This is a genomic window from Exiguobacterium sp. LL15, assembly GCF_024436095.1.
In the GTDB taxonomy this organism is placed as follows: Bacteria; Bacillota; Bacilli; order Exiguobacteriales; family Exiguobacteriaceae; genus Exiguobacterium_A; species Exiguobacterium_A indicum.
Genome location: NZ_JANFNX010000001.1, coordinates 518,212 through 534,062 on the forward strand (window position 1 = coordinate 518,212; position 15,851 = coordinate 534,062).

Sequence of the window (15,851 nt, forward strand, 5' to 3'; positions counted from 1 at the left end):
CATCGTCTAATGCGAACCTGTTTAACGATAGAGAATGGGAGTGGTTCATAGTGGCATCTCCACTGAATACAGCACGCATCTTTAAAGGTGCAATGACAATAGAAGACGTATATGTCGTGATTAGACAAGCAACGGAAACGTATCCGGAGCTTGATATCGACCGCTATACTGAACGTGCCATCCGAGCGCTTGAAGGAAAATCCCTACAAGCCGATCAAGTCTATGAACTGTTAACGATGCACGCACTCGATATGTTAAAGGCAGAAGAGCCGAACTGGACATTCGTAGCGACAGCGACTTACTTAAATCGGTTATACCTTGAAGCAGGTGAAAATCGCGGATATGCAGCAGAAGAACGGTATGGTTCGCTGTATACGCTGATTGAAAAACTGACAGAGATCGGCATCTTCACGAAACATTTACTAGATGCGTATTCGAAGGAAGACATCAACGAACTGTCGGCAACGATCGATCCATCCCGCGACCACTTGTTCACATACATTGGTCTTCGAACACTGGCAGACCGGTACCTCGCACGTGATCACGTCAAAAACTTGTACGAGCTACCACAAGAACGATTCATGGTCATCGCGATGACACTGATGCAAAACGAACCGAAAGAACGTCGTTTAGAACTCGTCAAAGAGTCTTACTGGGCATTGTCGAATCTCTACATGACAGTTGCGACTCCGACGCTTTCGAATGCTGGTAAGTCTTACGGTCAACTTTCTTCATGTTTCATCGATACAGTCGATGATTCGCTACGCGGCATCTACGACTCGAACACGGACGTGGCGACACTTTCTAAAGGTGGCGGCGGAATCGGCGTCTACATGGGTAAGATTCGCTCACGCGGCTCAGACATCAAAGGCTTCAAAGGTGTCTCAAGCGGTGTCATCCCGTGGATGAAACAATTGAACAACACGGCAGTCAGCGTCGATCAGCTCGGTATGCGGCAAGGATCGATCGCGGTGTACCTCGACATCTGGCATAAAGATATCCTCGAATTCCTGGACGCGAAGCTCAACAATGGGGATGAGCGACTTCGGACACACGACTTGTTCACAGGTGTCAACTTACCGGACCGTTTCATGCGTGCCGTCGAAGCACGAGAAGACTGGCATTTGTTTGACCCACATGAAATTCGTACCGTTATGGGCTTCAGCCTTGAAGATTACTTCGATGAGACGGAACAAGGGGGCAGCTTCACGGAACGATACGAAGCGTGTGTCAACGAACCGCGTCTCAGCAAAAAAACAGTTCCGGCAATCGATCTCGTCAAACGCTACATGCGTTCGCAACTCGAGACCGGGACGCCATATATGTTCTTCCGTGACGCCGTTAACCGTGCGAACCCGAATAAACATGCAGGGATGATCTACTCGTCAAACCTGTGCTCGGAAATCATGCAGAACATGAGCCCGACGACCGTGACGGAAGAATACACGGAAGACGGTAAAATCATCGTCACGAAGACACCAGGGGACTTCGTCGTCTGTAATTTATCATCGATTGCACTTGCACGTGCAGTTCGTTCTGACGTCTTAGAGCGATTGATTCCGATTCAAATGCGGATGCTTGATAACGTCATCGACTTGAATACGATCGATGTTCCGCAAGCGCAATTGACGAATCAAAAATACCGTGCCGTTGGTCTTGGCACATTCGGTTGGCACCATCTGCTTGCACTCGAAGGTATCCGTTGGGAATCGGTCGAAGCGGTACAATACGCAGACCGTCTCTACGAGAAGATCGCTTACTTGACGATCGATGCGTCGATGCAACTTGCGAAAGAGAAGGGTGCGTACCGTCTCTTCGAGGGTTCAGAATGGCAAACAGGAGAGTACATCAAACGTCGCCACTATAAAACGACGGATGAACTTGATTGGGATCGTCTCCAAGCGGACATCACGGCGTACGGAATGCGTAATGCTTACTTGATGGCAGTCGCACCGAACTCATCAACGGCGATCATTGCGGGTAGTACGGCATCGATTGATCCAATCTACAAAAAAGTCTACTCGGAAGAGAAGAAAAACTATAAGATTCCAGTCACTGTTCCGGATTTAACACCGGAAACGAACTGGTTCTATAAATCAGCGTTTGAGATTGACCAACTATGGAGCATTCGTCAAAATGCTTCGCGTCAGCGTCACATCGACCAAGCGATCAGTTTCAATTTGTACGTGAAAAATAACGTCAAGGCGAAAGAGTTACTCGAGATGCACATGGAAGCATGGCAACTCGGGATGAAGACGATCTACTACACGCGTTCGACGACGGTTGAAATCGACGAATGTGAATCGTGTTCATCATAAGATAAGGAGGACGATATCATGAAGGCAGCAATCGTATATGCGTCATTGAGTGGAAACACGGAGGAGGTGGCAGAACTCGTCGCGAAGACGTGTTCTGAGATGGGAATCGAGCCGACGATGTTGTTTGCGGATGAAGTGACGACGTATCAGTTAATGCCTTATGATATCGTCTATTTTGGTTCGTATACGTGGGGAGATGGGCAACTACCCGACGATATGCGCGATTGTCTCAGAACCGTTCTAAAGGAGAGTTCGCATGCGATTCCGCAGGCAGCTGTTTTTGGAACAGGGGACAAGATGTTCGTCAAATATTGTCGCGCCGTTGATGAGATGGCGTATCATCTCTCGAAATTCGGGGTGCCGCTTGCCGGCGAACTATTGAAAATCGAGCAGTCACCACGCAATCGCCCACATCTCGTCAAGGAATGGACGAAACGGACCATTCTTCAATTACAGCAAGAAGGAGTCGAAGCACATGGAACAGCTACAAAAAATCAAACTGCTTGATGCACGTCATCCGAATCGCGCGACAGCAATCATCGGTGGCGAAACGAGTGCCATCGTAAACTGGAACGATATTGCGTATCCACAGTTTTATTCGATCTACAAACAACTGTTATCGAACTTCTGGATCCCAGATGAGATCTCGATGTCGAAGGATATGCAGCAGTGGAATCAATTGAGCGAACGGGAACAGGATGCCTTTAAACGAATCATCGGGCTACTCTCGATTCTTGACTCGGTTCAGACACGTTATATCTTGGAATCGGCAATGTTCACATCGGATTCATCGGTTCACGCGATTCTTGCGATCGTTGCGCAACAGGAAGTCGTTCATAATCAATCGTACAGCTACGTCTTATCCAGCTTGGTTCCATTGGCTGAACAAAACCGGATTTTCGATATCGCGAAAGACGATGATATGGTCATGAAGCGTAATGCATTCATCCTTGATTTATATGAAGATTTCCAAAATGACCGGACTCCAGAGAATTTCGCGAAATCGCTCGTTGCTTCGATCGTTCTTGAAGGGATCAATTTCTATTCTGGCTTTGCTTTCTTCTATAACTTAGCACGTCATCAAAAGATGGTCGGAACATCGACGATGATCAGCTACATTCAACGGGATGAATTACAACACTCGTACTTCATCAGCCAATTGTTACGTGCTGTCCTGTCGGAGCATCCAGAAATCGATGCCGATGGCTCCTTCACACAATTCGTCTACGACACGTTCAAGCGTGCCGTCGATCTTGAAATCGAGTGGAGCGAATATGTCTTGCGTGATCTAGACGGTCTTGATGTCAGTGAAATGCGTGATTACGTTAAATATCTCGCAAACAAACGTCTTCGCGTCATCGGTTTGTCGGATCTTTATGAAGGGCACGACGAAGATGTCATGCCATGGATTCGTGCGTATTCGGATGATTCGATGAACGCGACAAAATCGGACTTCTTCGAACAAAAATCACGTTCGTATGCGAAAGTAACGGATGCGAATGGATTCGACGATCTGTGAGTAATAAATAGATCAATTGATGATTGCTTCTACTCTATATTTCCTTTACGCTAGGACAGGCGAGGTTCTGCTCGACTCCTGCGGAAAAACAAGTCATCATGACCCTGGAAGATGCGACGCATCTAAAGCGGCATGAGGGCTTGTCCGCGGAAAGCGAGCAGACCGAGACTGTCCGTTTTTTTTTGATAGTCTTATCTGTCTTTCGTCTTTCTCGTTTCAAGCATTACTTTTCTTTGTCACTTAGGTCAATTCAACAAAAGAACAAAAAAAGGGCCGAACTCGGAAAGTTCGGCAGAATCAGGGGGAATACGTGAAGTCTTGCTACTAAAATGTTCCCTCGTGAAATAAAAAATAAACAAATTCCAAAAATATTTTTTACGATACAAGAAAAGTGTGTTATTATAAGTTGATGAATTTAGTTAGGGAGTGTATACATTATGGCAAACTTTGAAAAAGACCAAGTCGTTACTGGTAAAGTAACTGGTATTCAAAACTTCGGTGCTTTCGTAGCACTTGACGAGCAAACACAAGGTCTCGTCCACATCTCAGAAATCTCACACGATTACGTAAAAGACATCAACGATTACGTAAAAGTTGGCGATGAAGTAACTGTTAAAGTTCTCGACATCGACGAAGCTAACAAAAAAATGAAGCTTTCGATCAAAGCAACTCAGGAAGCTCCAAAACGTGAAGCACGCGCGAAAGGTCCACGCAAAAACGCTGGACGTCGCGATGCAGGTCCTGCTTTCAAACAAGAAGAAGCACCTGGATTCAACGTTCTTAAAGGTAAATTGGAAGAATGGATTGAAAAATCAAACTTCCAAAAATAAGCCACATGAGAGAATCGACATCGGTCGGTTCTCTTTTTTTATGCGATTTTTACATAGAATAAGCATTAAATTAGATGCGAAAGGGGAATGTGTGGATAATGTAAGGTGTTCATTACTTATTGAGGAGGCAACACAGATGGAAAACTTTGAATATCGCAATCCAACAAGACTTATTTTTGGTGACGGTCAAGTCAGCCAACTGAAACCACAACTCGAAGCACTCGGTGCAAAGAAAGTCATGCTCGTCTTCGGTGGCGGCAGTATTAAACGTAATGGCGTTTATGATGATGTCACACGTGAACTCAACGCGGCAGGAATCGAGTACGTCGAATGCGACGGTGTCGAACCGAATCCGCGTATCGAGACAGCAGAGCGCGGTATCAAAATTGCACGTGAAGCAGGCGTTGACGCATTGCTTGCACTCGGTGGCGGTTCTGTCATCGACTGCACGAAATTGATCGCTGCTGGTATTCCTTATGAAGGCGAAGCATGGGATCTCGTCATCGGCAAAGCAACACCAGAAACAGTCATCCCATTCGGAACAGTCTTGACGCTTGCAGCAACAGGTTCTGAGATGAACTCAGGATCCGTCATCACGAACTGGAAGACACAAGAGAAGTACGGTTGGGGTAGCCCGCTTACGTTCCCAACATTCTCAATCCTTGATCCGAAGTACACAGTCAGTGTGCCAAAAGATCAAACAATCTACGGTATCGTCGATATGATGAGCCACTGCCTCGAGCAATACTTCCACCCTGCGCATGCGCCGGTCCAAGAACGGATGACAGAAGGTGTCATGAAAGCAGTCGTCGAAGCAGCACCGAAACTCGTCAACGATCTCGAGAACGTTGAACTTCGTGGCACGATTCTCTTCGCTGGTACGATGGCGCTCAACGGTGTCCTTCAAATGGGCGCACGTGGCGACTGGGCATCACACAATATCGAGCACGCGGTTTCAGCTGTTCACGATATCCCGCACGCAGGTGGACTTGCGATCCTCTTCCCGAACTGGATGCGCCACGTACTCGACGAATCAAACGCACATCGTTTCGTCACACTCGGTGAGAACGTCTTTAACGTTGATACGGAAGGTAAATCAGAGATGGAAGCAGCACACGCGACAATCGACGCAATCAGTGCTTTCTGGACATCACTCGGTGCACCGAATCGTCTCGCTGATTACGACATCAAAGAAGATACAGTTGACGCAATCGTCAAGTCAGCAATGACACGCGGCGACTTCGGAAACTTCAAATCACTTGGAAACGAAGACGTTCGTCAAATCGTGACAGCTGCCCTATAACAATCTGTAACATTTGCTACTCATTTCACAAAAGACTTGAACGACCTTCCTTCTTGCGTTTTAATGAAAAGGAAGGTCGCATTTCGTTGCGAATGAATAAGGAGGACGATGGCATGTCAACAGTACGTTTTGATTATTCGAAAGCCCTACAATTCGTAGGTCAACATGAAGTAGATCATATGGCGGAAACGGTAAAGACGCTTCACCATGCGATTCATGCAGGAACAGGTGCAGGAAGTGATTTCTTAGGATGGGTAGATCTTCCGACGAATTACGATCAAGCGGAATTTGCACGCATCCAAGCGTCTGCAGAAAAAATCAAGTCGGATTCTGATGTGTTGTTAGTCGTCGGAATCGGCGGTTCGTATCTCGGAGCGCGCGCTGCGATCGAGATGCTCGGACACTCATTCCATAACTTGTTATCAAAAGAAGATCGCAAAGCACCACAAATCATCTATGCAGGTCATAATATCTCATCGACGTATCTGCACGATTTATTCGAAGTCCTCGAAGGAAAAGATGTATCGGTCAACATCATCTCGAAATCGGGTACGACGACAGAACCAGCAATTTCGTTCCGTCTCTTGAAATCGTTCATGGAAGAGAAATACGGTAAAGCAGAAGCCAAACACCGGATTTATGCAACGACGGATAAAGCGCGTGGTGCATTAAAAACACTCGCAGACTCTGAAGGATACGAGACATTCGTCATTCCGGATGATGTCGGCGGCCGTTTCTCTGTGTTGACACCGGTTGGTCTATTACCGATCGCAGCAGCTGGTATTTCAATCGAAGAGTTGATGCAAGGTGCCCGTGACGCGCAAGAGCGCTACGCGAGCGAAAACCTAGCTGACAACGAAGCGTATCAATACGCGGTCGTTCGAAATGCGCTCTATGCGAAAGGGAAGACGATCGAGCTTCTCGTCAACTACGAACCAGCACTTCATTATGTGTCAGAGTGGTGGAAACAATTATACGGCGAGTCAGAAGGAAAAGACTTCAAAGGGATCTTCCCAGCAGCAGTCGACTTCTCGACGGATCTTCACTCGATGGGACAATACGTCCAAGAAGGTCGTCGTGACCTGTTCGAGACAGTCATCAAAGTCGGTCAAGCACGTCATGCATTGACGATCGAAGAAGATGCTCAGGATCTCGATGGATTGAACTTCCTTGCAGGGAAGTCGATTCAATTCGTTAACGATAAAGCAGCAGAAGGTACGTTGCTTGCGCACACGGACGGACAAGTACCGAACTTGACAGTCGAACTTCCAGAGATGACACCGTATCACCTCGGATTCCTGTTCTACTTCTTCGAAAAAGCTTGTGCGATGAGTGGTTATCTCCTCGGAGTGAACCCATTTGATCAGCCAGGCGTCGAAGCGTACAAGAAAAACATGTTCGCTCTTCTTGGGAAACCAGGATTCGAAGCAGAAAAAGCAGAACTCGAAGCACGTTTGAAGTAATATGAAACGACAGTCGATCGTTCCCTAGTGGAACATCGGCTGTTTTTTTGTCTTTAGTGGATGATAGTAGGCTATCATTTTCCAGATTTACAGGTAATCCTAGCGTTTTCACTTTTAGAATACCCGTGAAACAGGTAAAGTGAAGTTAGAAGAAGAAATGAGGTGCACGTACGTGATTACATTCTTGGATTATTATCAAAATCAAGTGGAGTTAAGTTTTGATGACCATCCGTTCTCGGATCGTCCCTTGCACGTATGGGTCATTGCCGTGTACGAAGGAAAATGGTTGCTGACCCATCATAAGCAACGTGGTTATGAATTTCCTGGTGGAAAGGTTGAACCAGGGGAAACGGCGGAAGAAGCTGCACGTCGTGAAGTGATGGAAGAGACAGGTGGGGAAATCGATTCCCTCTCATATGTCGGGCAGTATCGGGTTGCCGGAAAAGGCGATACGATCATCAAAAACATCTACTTCGCGCAAATCGGATCATTGTCGTCTCATCTTGCCGTGGATGAAACGGACGGTGCTTTTCTATTCGAGGAACTCCCTGAACGTCTCGATACGAATCGACAATACAGTTTCATGATGAAGGACCGTGTCCTTCCGGAGACGCTCCGTGTACTTAGCGAACGCCGATTGGTTTGAACTTCCGCGGCAAGGTCCGTTTCGGACGTTTCGGATGTTTTATACCACAGCGGATGGAGAACGGGTCGGTGCCTATATCGTACTCCCGCAAGTTGTGAACGGTCAGGGAATTCTCTACTTGCGTGGTGGAACGCGTTCGATCGGAATGGTCCGACCGACTCGATTGCTCGCGTTCGCACAGGCAGGCTTTTTTGTCATGGCACCTTTCTATCGAGGGAATCTAGGCGGCACGGGAAAAGAAGACTTTGGACATCACGATATCGAAGACGCCTGCAGCGCCTTTGACTGGTTACAGCAACGTGTTTCGCATGTTCACGCATTTGGATTTTCACGTGGTGGACAGATGGCACTGCTCCTTGCGCATCACCGTCCAGTCGCTCGAACGGTTTCCTGGGCAGGGGTGACGGAGTTGACGTGGACGTATGAAGAGCAGAAGACGATGCAAAAGATGCTGCGGCGATACACGGGAGGTACACCAGATACGGTTCCTGATGAATACGCGGTTCGCTCGCCGCTCCATGTCGAACCTCAAGGTGAAGTGTTATTGATTCACGGTGCGTATGATGAGAACGTTCGTTTACGCCACGCGACGGCTTATGCCGCACGTTATTCCGAAAAAACGATGCTTCAGACTTATGCCTATGCCCATCAATTTCCGATTCATGACAAGTTGCGTGTGACGCGGAATGTGTTGAATTGGTTTGAGACTGGTATATGGAATCCGGATGAAAGGTGATAGTTCAAGCAGTACGACCAATGTCGTGCTGTTTTTTTGTGTTACGGAAAATGGCATAGAATTAAAAAATAAGAACATTGATATGTTGTAAAAAACAATAATCTCCTAAAAAGTAAACTTTGATATAATAGATGACATCAGAGAAGAATAGAGGGGGCATGAGAACGATGGATATCTTATTAGCACGTCAACCCATCGTTAATCGAGTAGGTTCGATTGATGCATTTGAACTATTGTATCGTTCGATTGAACAAATCAGTGTGTTTGATGGTGATTTAGCGACGATGGATGTTTTGACGAATACACTTGTTCATATGGGAGTAGATCATGTAGCAGAAGGCAAGAAGCTATTTGTTAATTTCACGGCAGAGCTGTTGAAAAGTGACTTGATTCATTATTTGGATCCAAGCCAATTCGTCATTGAAATTCTAGAAACAGTTGAGATCGATACAGAGATGCTGTCTGTTCTACATAGTTGGAAAGACGCGGGCTTTACGTTAGCACTCGATGATTTTGTGACGGATTTACTCCGACAGCATGGAGCGGAATTGTTTGAGTTGATCGATTTAATTAAAATCGACATCGAGACGATTTCCCCTCGCGAGCAAAGTGCTATCCTTCATATTGTTCGTCGCAATTATCCTCATATCCGAATGTTGGCTGAGCGTGTCGAAACGCACGAAGATCATACACGGTGTCTTGACATGGGATATGACTGGTTTCAGGGATATTTTTATGCTAAACCGATGTTGATGAAAGGAAAGGCGGTCCCACCGCAACTACCGGTTTTGTTAAAAATGTTGAAATGGCTCGATACGGATGAAAAGTACGATGAGGTCGTTGATGAGATTGAAGCGAATCCCTATATTAGTATTCAAGTGTTACAGCTGATCAATTCTCCAGGAATGGGTTTACGCAATACCGTCAGTTCCGTTCGTCAAGCGATTTCACTGCTTGGCTTTTCGCAACTCAAAAGTTGGATTTCGTTGATTGTTTTACGTGAGATGAAGCTTGCTAGTCCTTATGAGTGGTCAAATGAGTTATTACGGTCCTCTTTACACTGTGCGAAGCTCTGTGAACTCTTTGCTACCGAAACCCGAACACTACAACCGGAGAGTGCTTACATGATTGGCTTGTTATCGCACATCGATGCGTTATTATCTGTTGATATTGACGATATCATCGATCAATTGCCACTCGAAGATTCTCTGAAGATTGTTCTACAAGGAAAGGATCATCCGTTTCGGGATTGTTTAGTGCTTGCGATTAGTGCAGATCGAGGTGATTTTGATCAGTTTGAACTGCTGAGTCAGCGTTTAAATGTATCACTTCCGCGAGCCTATGCATTACTGACGGAAAGTCAAGAGTGGCTCATGCAGCGAGAAAAACATATTCAAGAAGAGTCAGACTCGATCATATAACTAAAAAAGAGTTTGAAGACTTTTTTCTAGACATAAGACGACGTGTAATCATTCTCTTAACTGAGTAGGATTACACGTTTTTATTCGTCTCGAATCGCCTAATAGGAAGAATTTCTAAGGATTAAGGAGTAACTAAAAAATCTGAGTCCGTGAAGATCGGACTCAGATTTTTTGGTTACTTGATGTAAATTCGGTGTCTATCTTTTTGATGCAAGTCAGAAAACTCTACTTTATAGGCGCGGACCAGCTGACTTGATCGCATCCGTCGCACTCTCGAAACGAAGGAAATTGTTCTGGAATTTCTCAGCAAGCGAACGCGCTTGTGTGTCGTATTCGTCCGGATTCGACCAGACGCGTACCGGGTTGAGTAACTCACTTGGAACACCAGGAACTTCGAGCGGCATATGAAGTCCAAAGATCGGGTGTTCTTCTGTTGGAATCGTTGCAAGTGTGCCGTTAACGGCAGCGTTGACCATCGTCCGTGTATAAGATAGCTTCATGCGGCTACCTGTTCCGTAAGCACCGCCTGTCCAGCCCGTGTTGACGAGATAAACGGTAACACCATGACGATCAATCAATTCGCCGAGCATCGTCGCATACTTTTCAGGCATCAGTGGAAGGAATGGTGAACCGAAGCACGTCGAGAAGGTCGCTTCTGGTTCCGTGACCCCACGTTCTGTTCCAGCGAGTTTTGATGTATATCCTGATAGGAAGTGATACATCGCTTGTTCTTTCGTCAATTTGCTGATCGGAGGCAAGACGCCGTACGCATCAGCTGTCAAGAAGACAATCGTCTTCGGATGACCAGCGCGTGACGGAACAGCGATGTTATCGATTGCCGTAATCGGATAAGCAGCACGCGTATTTTCCGTCAACGATGTATCATCGTAATCAGGATGACGGGCTTCGTCGAGTACGACGTTCTCAAGGACGGTTCCGAAACGGATCGCGTCAAAGATTTGCGGTTCTTTTTCACGCGATAGATTGACCGTCTTCGCGTAACATCCGCCTTCGATGTTGAAGACACCATCGTGCGACCAACCATGCTCATCGTCACCGATCAATTGACGGCTATCATCGGCTGAAAGGGTGGTCTTACCAGTACCAGATAGACCGAAGAACAAGGCGACGTCGCCTTCGTGTCCGACGTTTGCCGAGCAGTGCATCGAAAGGACGTTTTCTTGTGGCAAGAGGTAGTTCATGACGGAAAAGATCGACTTTTTGATTTCTCCAGCGTATTCCGTTCCACCAATCAAGACGATTCGGTGTTCGAACGACATCGCGATGAACGTCTCGGAGTTCGTTCCGTCAACGGCAGGATCTGCTTTGAAATGTGGCGCGTAGACGACCGTGAACGGTTCGAAGGCAGCCACTTCAGGATACTCGCGTAAAAAGAGTTGTTTGGCAAACAGGTTATGCCAAGCATATTGTGTGAGCACACGGACCGGAAGGGTGAAGTGCGTATCTGCTCCAGCAGCAGCTTCTGTGTAGTAGAGATGATCAGCTTCGTTCATGTAACGAAGAACCTTTTGCAACAATTGTTCAAATTTGTCTCCATCCATTGGTTGGTTGACATGACCCCAATCAATGTGAGACTCGCAGGAAGAATCACGGACGATGAACTTATCTTTTGGTGAACGACCTGTAAATTTCCCCGTTTCTACAGATAATGCGCCGTTCTCAGCAAGGACACCTTCTTCGTTTCGAATCGCATGTTCGACAAGTTCAGCAACAGATAGTTGTTTGAACACATGCTCTTTCTTGAGTAGTTCTTCGATATTCAGGACCGTCATCGGCATCCTGACCCCACCTTTCCCCTACGTTGGTTTTGGCTCACTGTATTTAGTATGACACATTTATTATATATGACATACTAAAGAGAGAGCAATCATTTTCTAGTGCTGATTTCTATTTATCTGGAAACGCTTTCAGCATTAACAGTTTAACATCTCTTTCAAAAAGTTTCGACTAGAATTTGAAACCTTGCTTGACAGAGTAGTTACAACTTTATATCATGTAATTCGTAACGGATACTCTTATTCTGAGCAGGTGGAGGGAACAAGGCCCGAAGAAACCCGGCAACCGTCCTACATTAATTCACATATTAATGAGGGAAAAGGTGCTCTCCTGAAGCGAAGTAAACACTTCGAACGATAAGAGGGTAAAGGAAGAACGCACAACCTTTCCCTGACCATTTTTTGGACTTGGAAAGGTTTTTTTCATTTTACCGTCCCACTCAACTAGGGGAAATGAGTACACCGTCAAATTCTTTTTTGGGAGGGTCATACATGACAAACCTTAATCGCCGACTATTCACGTCGGAGTCAGTCACTGAAGGTCATCCAGATAAAATCTGTGACCAAATTTCGGATTCAATTCTTGATGCAATCCTCGCAGCGGATCCAAACGCGCGTGTTGCGGCAGAAACTTCTGTTACAACAGGTCTCGTTCTCGTTGCAGGTGAGATCACGACATCCACTTACGTCGACATTCCAAAAGTCGTTCGTGAAACGATTCGTGAGATCGGTTATACACGCGCGAAATACGGTTTTGACGCGGACACATGTGCTGTATTGACATCAATCGATGAGCAATCAGCAGACATCGCTCTTGGTGTAGACCAAGCGCTTGAAGCACGTGAAGGTAGCATGTCTGATGCAGAAATCGATGCAATCGGTGCAGGAGACCAAGGTCTCATGTTCGGTTACGCAACGAAAGAAACACCAGAACTCATGCCACTTCCAATCTCGCTTTCACACCGTCTCGCACGCCGTTTGGCAGAAGTGCGTAAAAACGGTCAACTCGACTACCTTCGTCCGGACGGAAAAACACAAGTCACGGTCGAATACAACGAGAACAACGAGCCGGTTCGTGTCGATACGATCGTCATCTCGACACAACACGCGGAAGAAGTTACGCTTGAGCAAATTCAAGCTGACTTGAAAGAACACGTCATCACACCGGTCATCCCGGCTGAATACATCGACGCAGCAACGAAATTCTTCATCAATCCAACTGGTCGTTTCGTCATCGGCGGACCACAAGGAGATGCTGGATTGACGGGTCGTAAGATCATCGTTGATACGTATGGTGGATACGCACGCCATGGCGGTGGAGCATTCTCTGGTAAAGATCCAACAAAAGTCGACCGTTCAGCTGCATACGCAGCACGTTACGTCGCGAAGAACCTCGTTGCTGCAGGTCTTGCAGACAAAGCAGAAGTTCAACTCGCGTACGCAATCGGTGTCGCGCACCCGGTATCAATCGCGGTTGATACATTCGGTACAGGAAAACTTCCTGAAGCACAACTCGTCGAATTGGTTGCTGAAAACTTCGATCTTCGTCCGGCTGGAATCATCAACATGCTTGATCTCCGTCGTCCGATCTATCGTCAAACAGCTGCATACGGTCACTTCGGTCGTACAGATGTTGAGCTTCCATGGGAGCAAACAGATAAAGCAGCAGTTCTTGAAGAACAGGCAAAACGTTTCGCATAATCAAAAAGTCCGAGAACCCTACGCGGGTTTTCGGACTTTTTTGTTTACGTGGAACTTTGCAGGAAACGAATGTTTTTTCTAGAAGAGGGTAAAAGTACATGAGTCGATTCGTATGAATACAAAGGGGGGTTCCGATTATGGAAATACGCGAAGCTATTCCAGCCGATGCAGGACGTATTCATGACATTGCCGTCACATCCTGGTTGGATACGTACGCAGAAATCTATTCCGAGCGCTCGAAAGCGCATTTCGTGCAGGAAGCGTATCCGCAAGAGGAGGTTGTTCGTGCGATCCGGACGGCAGAAGAAGCACGGGGAGAGTATTTTTATGTCGGAATCATCGATGAGGAAATCGTCGGTTTCATTCATGCTGTTGATGTTGAGGGAACGTGGGAAATCATTCGTCTGTACGTCTTACCGAAATATCAGCAAAACGGAATCGGACGACGATTGATCCGTGAACTCGAACGACAAGGAGCCGTCCCACTCGAAGTATACGTGGAGGCACGTAACTATAAAGCGCGTCAGTTCTTGACCTCATTCGGTTTTGAAGAACTCAGTGAGATGACGGAAGAAGTCTTTGGGCAAGTAGAATCTGTCATTCGCCTTCGCCATGTCGCCTCGTGAAATCCGTCTTGGGACGGTTTTGTGTGCGTTTGAAATAAGGTATCGTAAATAGGAAGTATGAAGTGAAGAGGTGAGTTTGTGGTTGAACAACCAACAGGAATCATCGTATTAGTCTATCCGTTACAACTGCGTGCCCGTCCGAGTGAAGCTTTGATTCGGGTACTCGAACGAGAGTATGAAGTATTGCTCGTCGACGCCCCACGTCGTATCTCGTTTGAAGAACATGGTCAACTGTTAAAAGAAGCATTACGTGAAGCCGGGAAACGCAAGCTACCGATTCATATCGTCGCTTGTAGCATGGGCGCACTCGTCGTCAATCGTCTGTTGCAAGAATATGAATTACCGGTAGCAAGCCTTGCATTCATTTCACCGTTGTTTGATTGGCACCCTTCGAAACAACTCGGAGGCGTCAAACAAGTCTTCGCAAGTGCGTTCGATCGTTTCCGGCCCGATGCGCCACTCGGTACGTTGCCGTTTGGTCAAAGTACGGAAGATACCGTTCGCATCGGTGAACTGACCTATGCACAGTACCGGGAAATCGAAGAAGAGATCGTCGTACATGACGAAGAACGAAAAAAACTGCCGCGTGTGAACTTGGCTTGTTTTTATGCACCGGACGATCAGTTCGCAGACGTCAAGCTGACACTTGAAGTATGCCGGAAAATGGGTGGCGATCAGATTTACTTACAACGTCTACACGGTTTTCCGCATTTTAGTTTCGAACGGTTGAACACACGGTTTGCAGAAAAATTAATGTTGTTCTTTAAGCTTGTTGAAGAATGAAATCACAAAAGTGATGCCTCTAAAAAAGGGGCATCACTTTTTTGTGCCCATCATCCGCGTACTTTTTTCTCGATCGCGATGATGAACGGGGGATGATTTTGTTGGTTCAAGAAGCGGTACTGGAGAACGGCATAATCTTGCTGATCAAGGGCTGTGACGTAATCGAGGACAGCGTCACGTTCTCGTTTTCCTTCCAAGTGACCGTGATAGACGACGAGGACGACAAGACCGCCGGGAGCGAGGACCGGGAGGAGGGCATCGAGTGCTTCAAGCGTCTCTTCTCCGGTCGTCGTGATTGATTTGTCGCTTCCAGGCAGGTATCCGAGATTGAAGACACCAGCGCGGACAGGACGTTGTTCGTCCGAAAGACGGGCACCGACATGGATGTGGCTTTCATGGTAAAGGTCGACGCGTGCTAACATTCCGGCTTCGTCGAGACGTCGCGTCGATTCCTCAATGGCTTGTGCCTGGACGTCGAACGCAAGAACCCTTCCTTCTGGACCGACACGTTCTGCTAAAAACTGTGTATCATGTCCATTTCCGGCAGTCATATCGACGACGCAGTCTCCGGGCTCGATAACGGACTCGAGTAATTGTTTCGTATAAGGTAATACACGGGCAAGTGACATGGCATAGACTCCTGTTCCTATAGTCTGTTTTTCTAGTAATGGTTCAGTATGTGCAAGATTCTTTCTGCATTATATCATTT

At 46.7% G+C, this 15,851-nt stretch carries 14 protein-coding genes and 1 riboswitch; of the genes, 12 read left to right on the forward strand and 2 right to left on the reverse strand.

The genetic code is table 11. From position 1 onward, the window contains the following. The first annotated feature begins 50 nt into the window (after positions 1–50). The 9 genes from NOM72_RS02535 (at position 51) to NOM72_RS02575 (ending at position 10,236) form a co-directional block, all read left to right on the forward strand. Complete coding sequence (locus NOM72_RS02535; RefSeq protein ID WP_023469117.1) at positions 51–2,318, forward strand: ribonucleoside-diphosphate reductase subunit alpha; 2,268 nt, start codon at positions 51–53, stop codon at positions 2,316–2,318. Between the two features lie 18 nt (positions 2,319–2,336). Then, on the forward strand, positions 2,337–2,825 hold the full coding sequence (locus NOM72_RS02540) for a flavodoxin domain-containing protein (protein ID WP_023469116.1): 489 nt from the start codon (positions 2,337–2,339) through the stop codon (positions 2,823–2,825). Next, a complete protein-coding gene (locus NOM72_RS02545) occupies positions 2,794–3,837 on the forward strand; it encodes a ribonucleotide-diphosphate reductase subunit beta (protein ID WP_023469115.1) in 1,044 nt (347 codons plus the stop codon). Before NOM72_RS02540 ends, NOM72_RS02545 begins: the two co-directional genes overlap by 32 nt. A gap of 437 nt (positions 3,838–4,274) precedes the next feature. Continuing rightward, the gene (gene yugI, locus NOM72_RS02550) at positions 4,275–4,667 is read left to right on the forward strand and encodes a S1 domain-containing post-transcriptional regulator GSP13 (protein WP_012371159.1); all 393 of its coding nucleotides are present in this window, start codon (positions 4,275–4,277) and stop codon (positions 4,665–4,667) included. A gap of 136 nt (positions 4,668–4,803) precedes the next feature. Next, complete coding sequence (locus NOM72_RS02555; protein ID WP_023469114.1) at positions 4,804–5,970, forward strand: iron-containing alcohol dehydrogenase; 1,167 nt, start codon at positions 4,804–4,806, stop codon at positions 5,968–5,970. Between the two features lie 113 nt (positions 5,971–6,083). Then, positions 6,084–7,433 carry a glucose-6-phosphate isomerase gene (locus NOM72_RS02560; protein WP_023469113.1) on the forward strand — a complete coding sequence of 450 codons (1,350 nt, stop codon included), beginning with the start codon at positions 6,084–6,086 and terminating at the stop codon, positions 7,431–7,433. A 172-nt stretch (positions 7,434–7,605) separates the two neighbouring features. Beyond that, positions 7,606–8,079, forward strand: coding sequence for an RNA deprotection pyrophosphohydrolase (ytkD, locus tag NOM72_RS02565; RefSeq protein ID WP_023469112.1), 474 nt, complete (start codon positions 7,606–7,608; stop codon positions 8,077–8,079). Beyond that, the gene (locus NOM72_RS02570; protein WP_255997691.1) at positions 8,051–8,815 is read left to right on the forward strand and encodes an alpha/beta hydrolase family protein; all 765 of its coding nucleotides are present in this window, start codon (positions 8,051–8,053) and stop codon (positions 8,813–8,815) included. Before ytkD ends, NOM72_RS02570 begins: the two co-directional genes overlap by 29 nt. Positions 8,816–8,982: 167 nt before the next feature. Beyond that, the gene (locus tag NOM72_RS02575) at positions 8,983–10,236 is read left to right on the forward strand and encodes an EAL and HDOD domain-containing protein (protein WP_035396409.1); all 1,254 of its coding nucleotides are present in this window, start codon (positions 8,983–8,985) and stop codon (positions 10,234–10,236) included. Between the two features lie 230 nt (positions 10,237–10,466). Here NOM72_RS02575 and pckA read toward each other — a convergent pair whose 3' ends face one another. After that, on the reverse strand, positions 10,467–12,035 hold the full coding sequence (gene pckA / locus NOM72_RS02580; RefSeq protein WP_023469109.1) for a phosphoenolpyruvate carboxykinase (ATP): 1,569 nt from the start codon (positions 12,033–12,035) through the stop codon (positions 10,467–10,469). A gap of 234 nt (positions 12,036–12,269) precedes the next feature. Next, a riboswitch (SAM riboswitch) is annotated at positions 12,270–12,396 on the forward strand. A 128-nt stretch (positions 12,397–12,524) separates the two neighbouring features. Here pckA and metK point away from each other — a divergent pair. From metK to NOM72_RS02595, 3 genes are all read left to right on the forward strand, one after another. Then, positions 12,525–13,733 carry a methionine adenosyltransferase gene (gene metK / locus NOM72_RS02585; protein ID WP_023469108.1) on the forward strand — a complete coding sequence of 403 codons (1,209 nt, stop codon included), beginning with the start codon at positions 12,525–12,527 and terminating at the stop codon, positions 13,731–13,733. Between the two features lie 137 nt (positions 13,734–13,870). Next, on the forward strand, positions 13,871–14,359 hold the full coding sequence (locus NOM72_RS02590) for a GNAT family N-acetyltransferase (protein WP_023469107.1): 489 nt from the start codon (positions 13,871–13,873) through the stop codon (positions 14,357–14,359). 78 nt (positions 14,360–14,437) lie between these two features. Next, complete coding sequence (locus NOM72_RS02595) at positions 14,438–15,142, forward strand: serine aminopeptidase domain-containing protein (RefSeq protein WP_035396459.1); 705 nt, start codon at positions 14,438–14,440, stop codon at positions 15,140–15,142. Positions 15,143–15,192: 50 nt separating this feature from the next. Here NOM72_RS02595 and mnmM read toward each other — a convergent pair whose 3' ends face one another. Further along, positions 15,193–15,792: a tRNA 5-(aminomethyl)-2-thiouridylate-methyltransferase MnmM gene (gene mnmM / locus NOM72_RS02600; RefSeq protein WP_255343803.1), complete on the reverse strand. Its 600-nt coding sequence runs from the start codon at positions 15,790–15,792 to the stop codon at positions 15,193–15,195. Positions 15,793–15,851: the final 59 nt, after the last annotated feature.

What these genes read in the sequence shown, in the direction of transcription:
- NOM72_RS02540 (WP_023469116.1), top strand. Translation starts at nt 2,337, where the DNA reads ATGAAGGCAGCAATCGTATATGCGTCATTGAGTGGAAACACGGAGGAG.
- NOM72_RS02545 (WP_023469115.1), top strand. Translation starts at nt 2,794, where the DNA reads ATGGAACAGCTACAAAAAATCAAACTGCTTGATGCACGTCATCCGAAT.
- yugI (WP_012371159.1), top strand. Translation starts at nt 4,275, where the DNA reads ATGGCAAACTTTGAAAAAGACCAAGTCGTTACTGGTAAAGTAACTGGT.
- NOM72_RS02555 (WP_023469114.1), top strand. Translation starts at nt 4,804, where the DNA reads ATGGAAAACTTTGAATATCGCAATCCAACAAGACTTATTTTTGGTGAC.
- NOM72_RS02560 (WP_023469113.1), top strand. Translation starts at nt 6,084, where the DNA reads ATGTCAACAGTACGTTTTGATTATTCGAAAGCCCTACAATTCGTAGGT.
- NOM72_RS02575 (WP_035396409.1), top strand. Translation starts at nt 8,983, where the DNA reads ATGGATATCTTATTAGCACGTCAACCCATCGTTAATCGAGTAGGTTCG.
- pckA (WP_023469109.1), bottom strand. Translation starts at nt 12,035, where the DNA reads ATGCCGATGACGGTCCTGAATATCGAAGAACTACTCAAGAAAGAGCAT.
- metK (WP_023469108.1), top strand. Translation starts at nt 12,525, where the DNA reads ATGACAAACCTTAATCGCCGACTATTCACGTCGGAGTCAGTCACTGAA.
- NOM72_RS02590 (WP_023469107.1), top strand. Translation starts at nt 13,871, where the DNA reads ATGGAAATACGCGAAGCTATTCCAGCCGATGCAGGACGTATTCATGAC.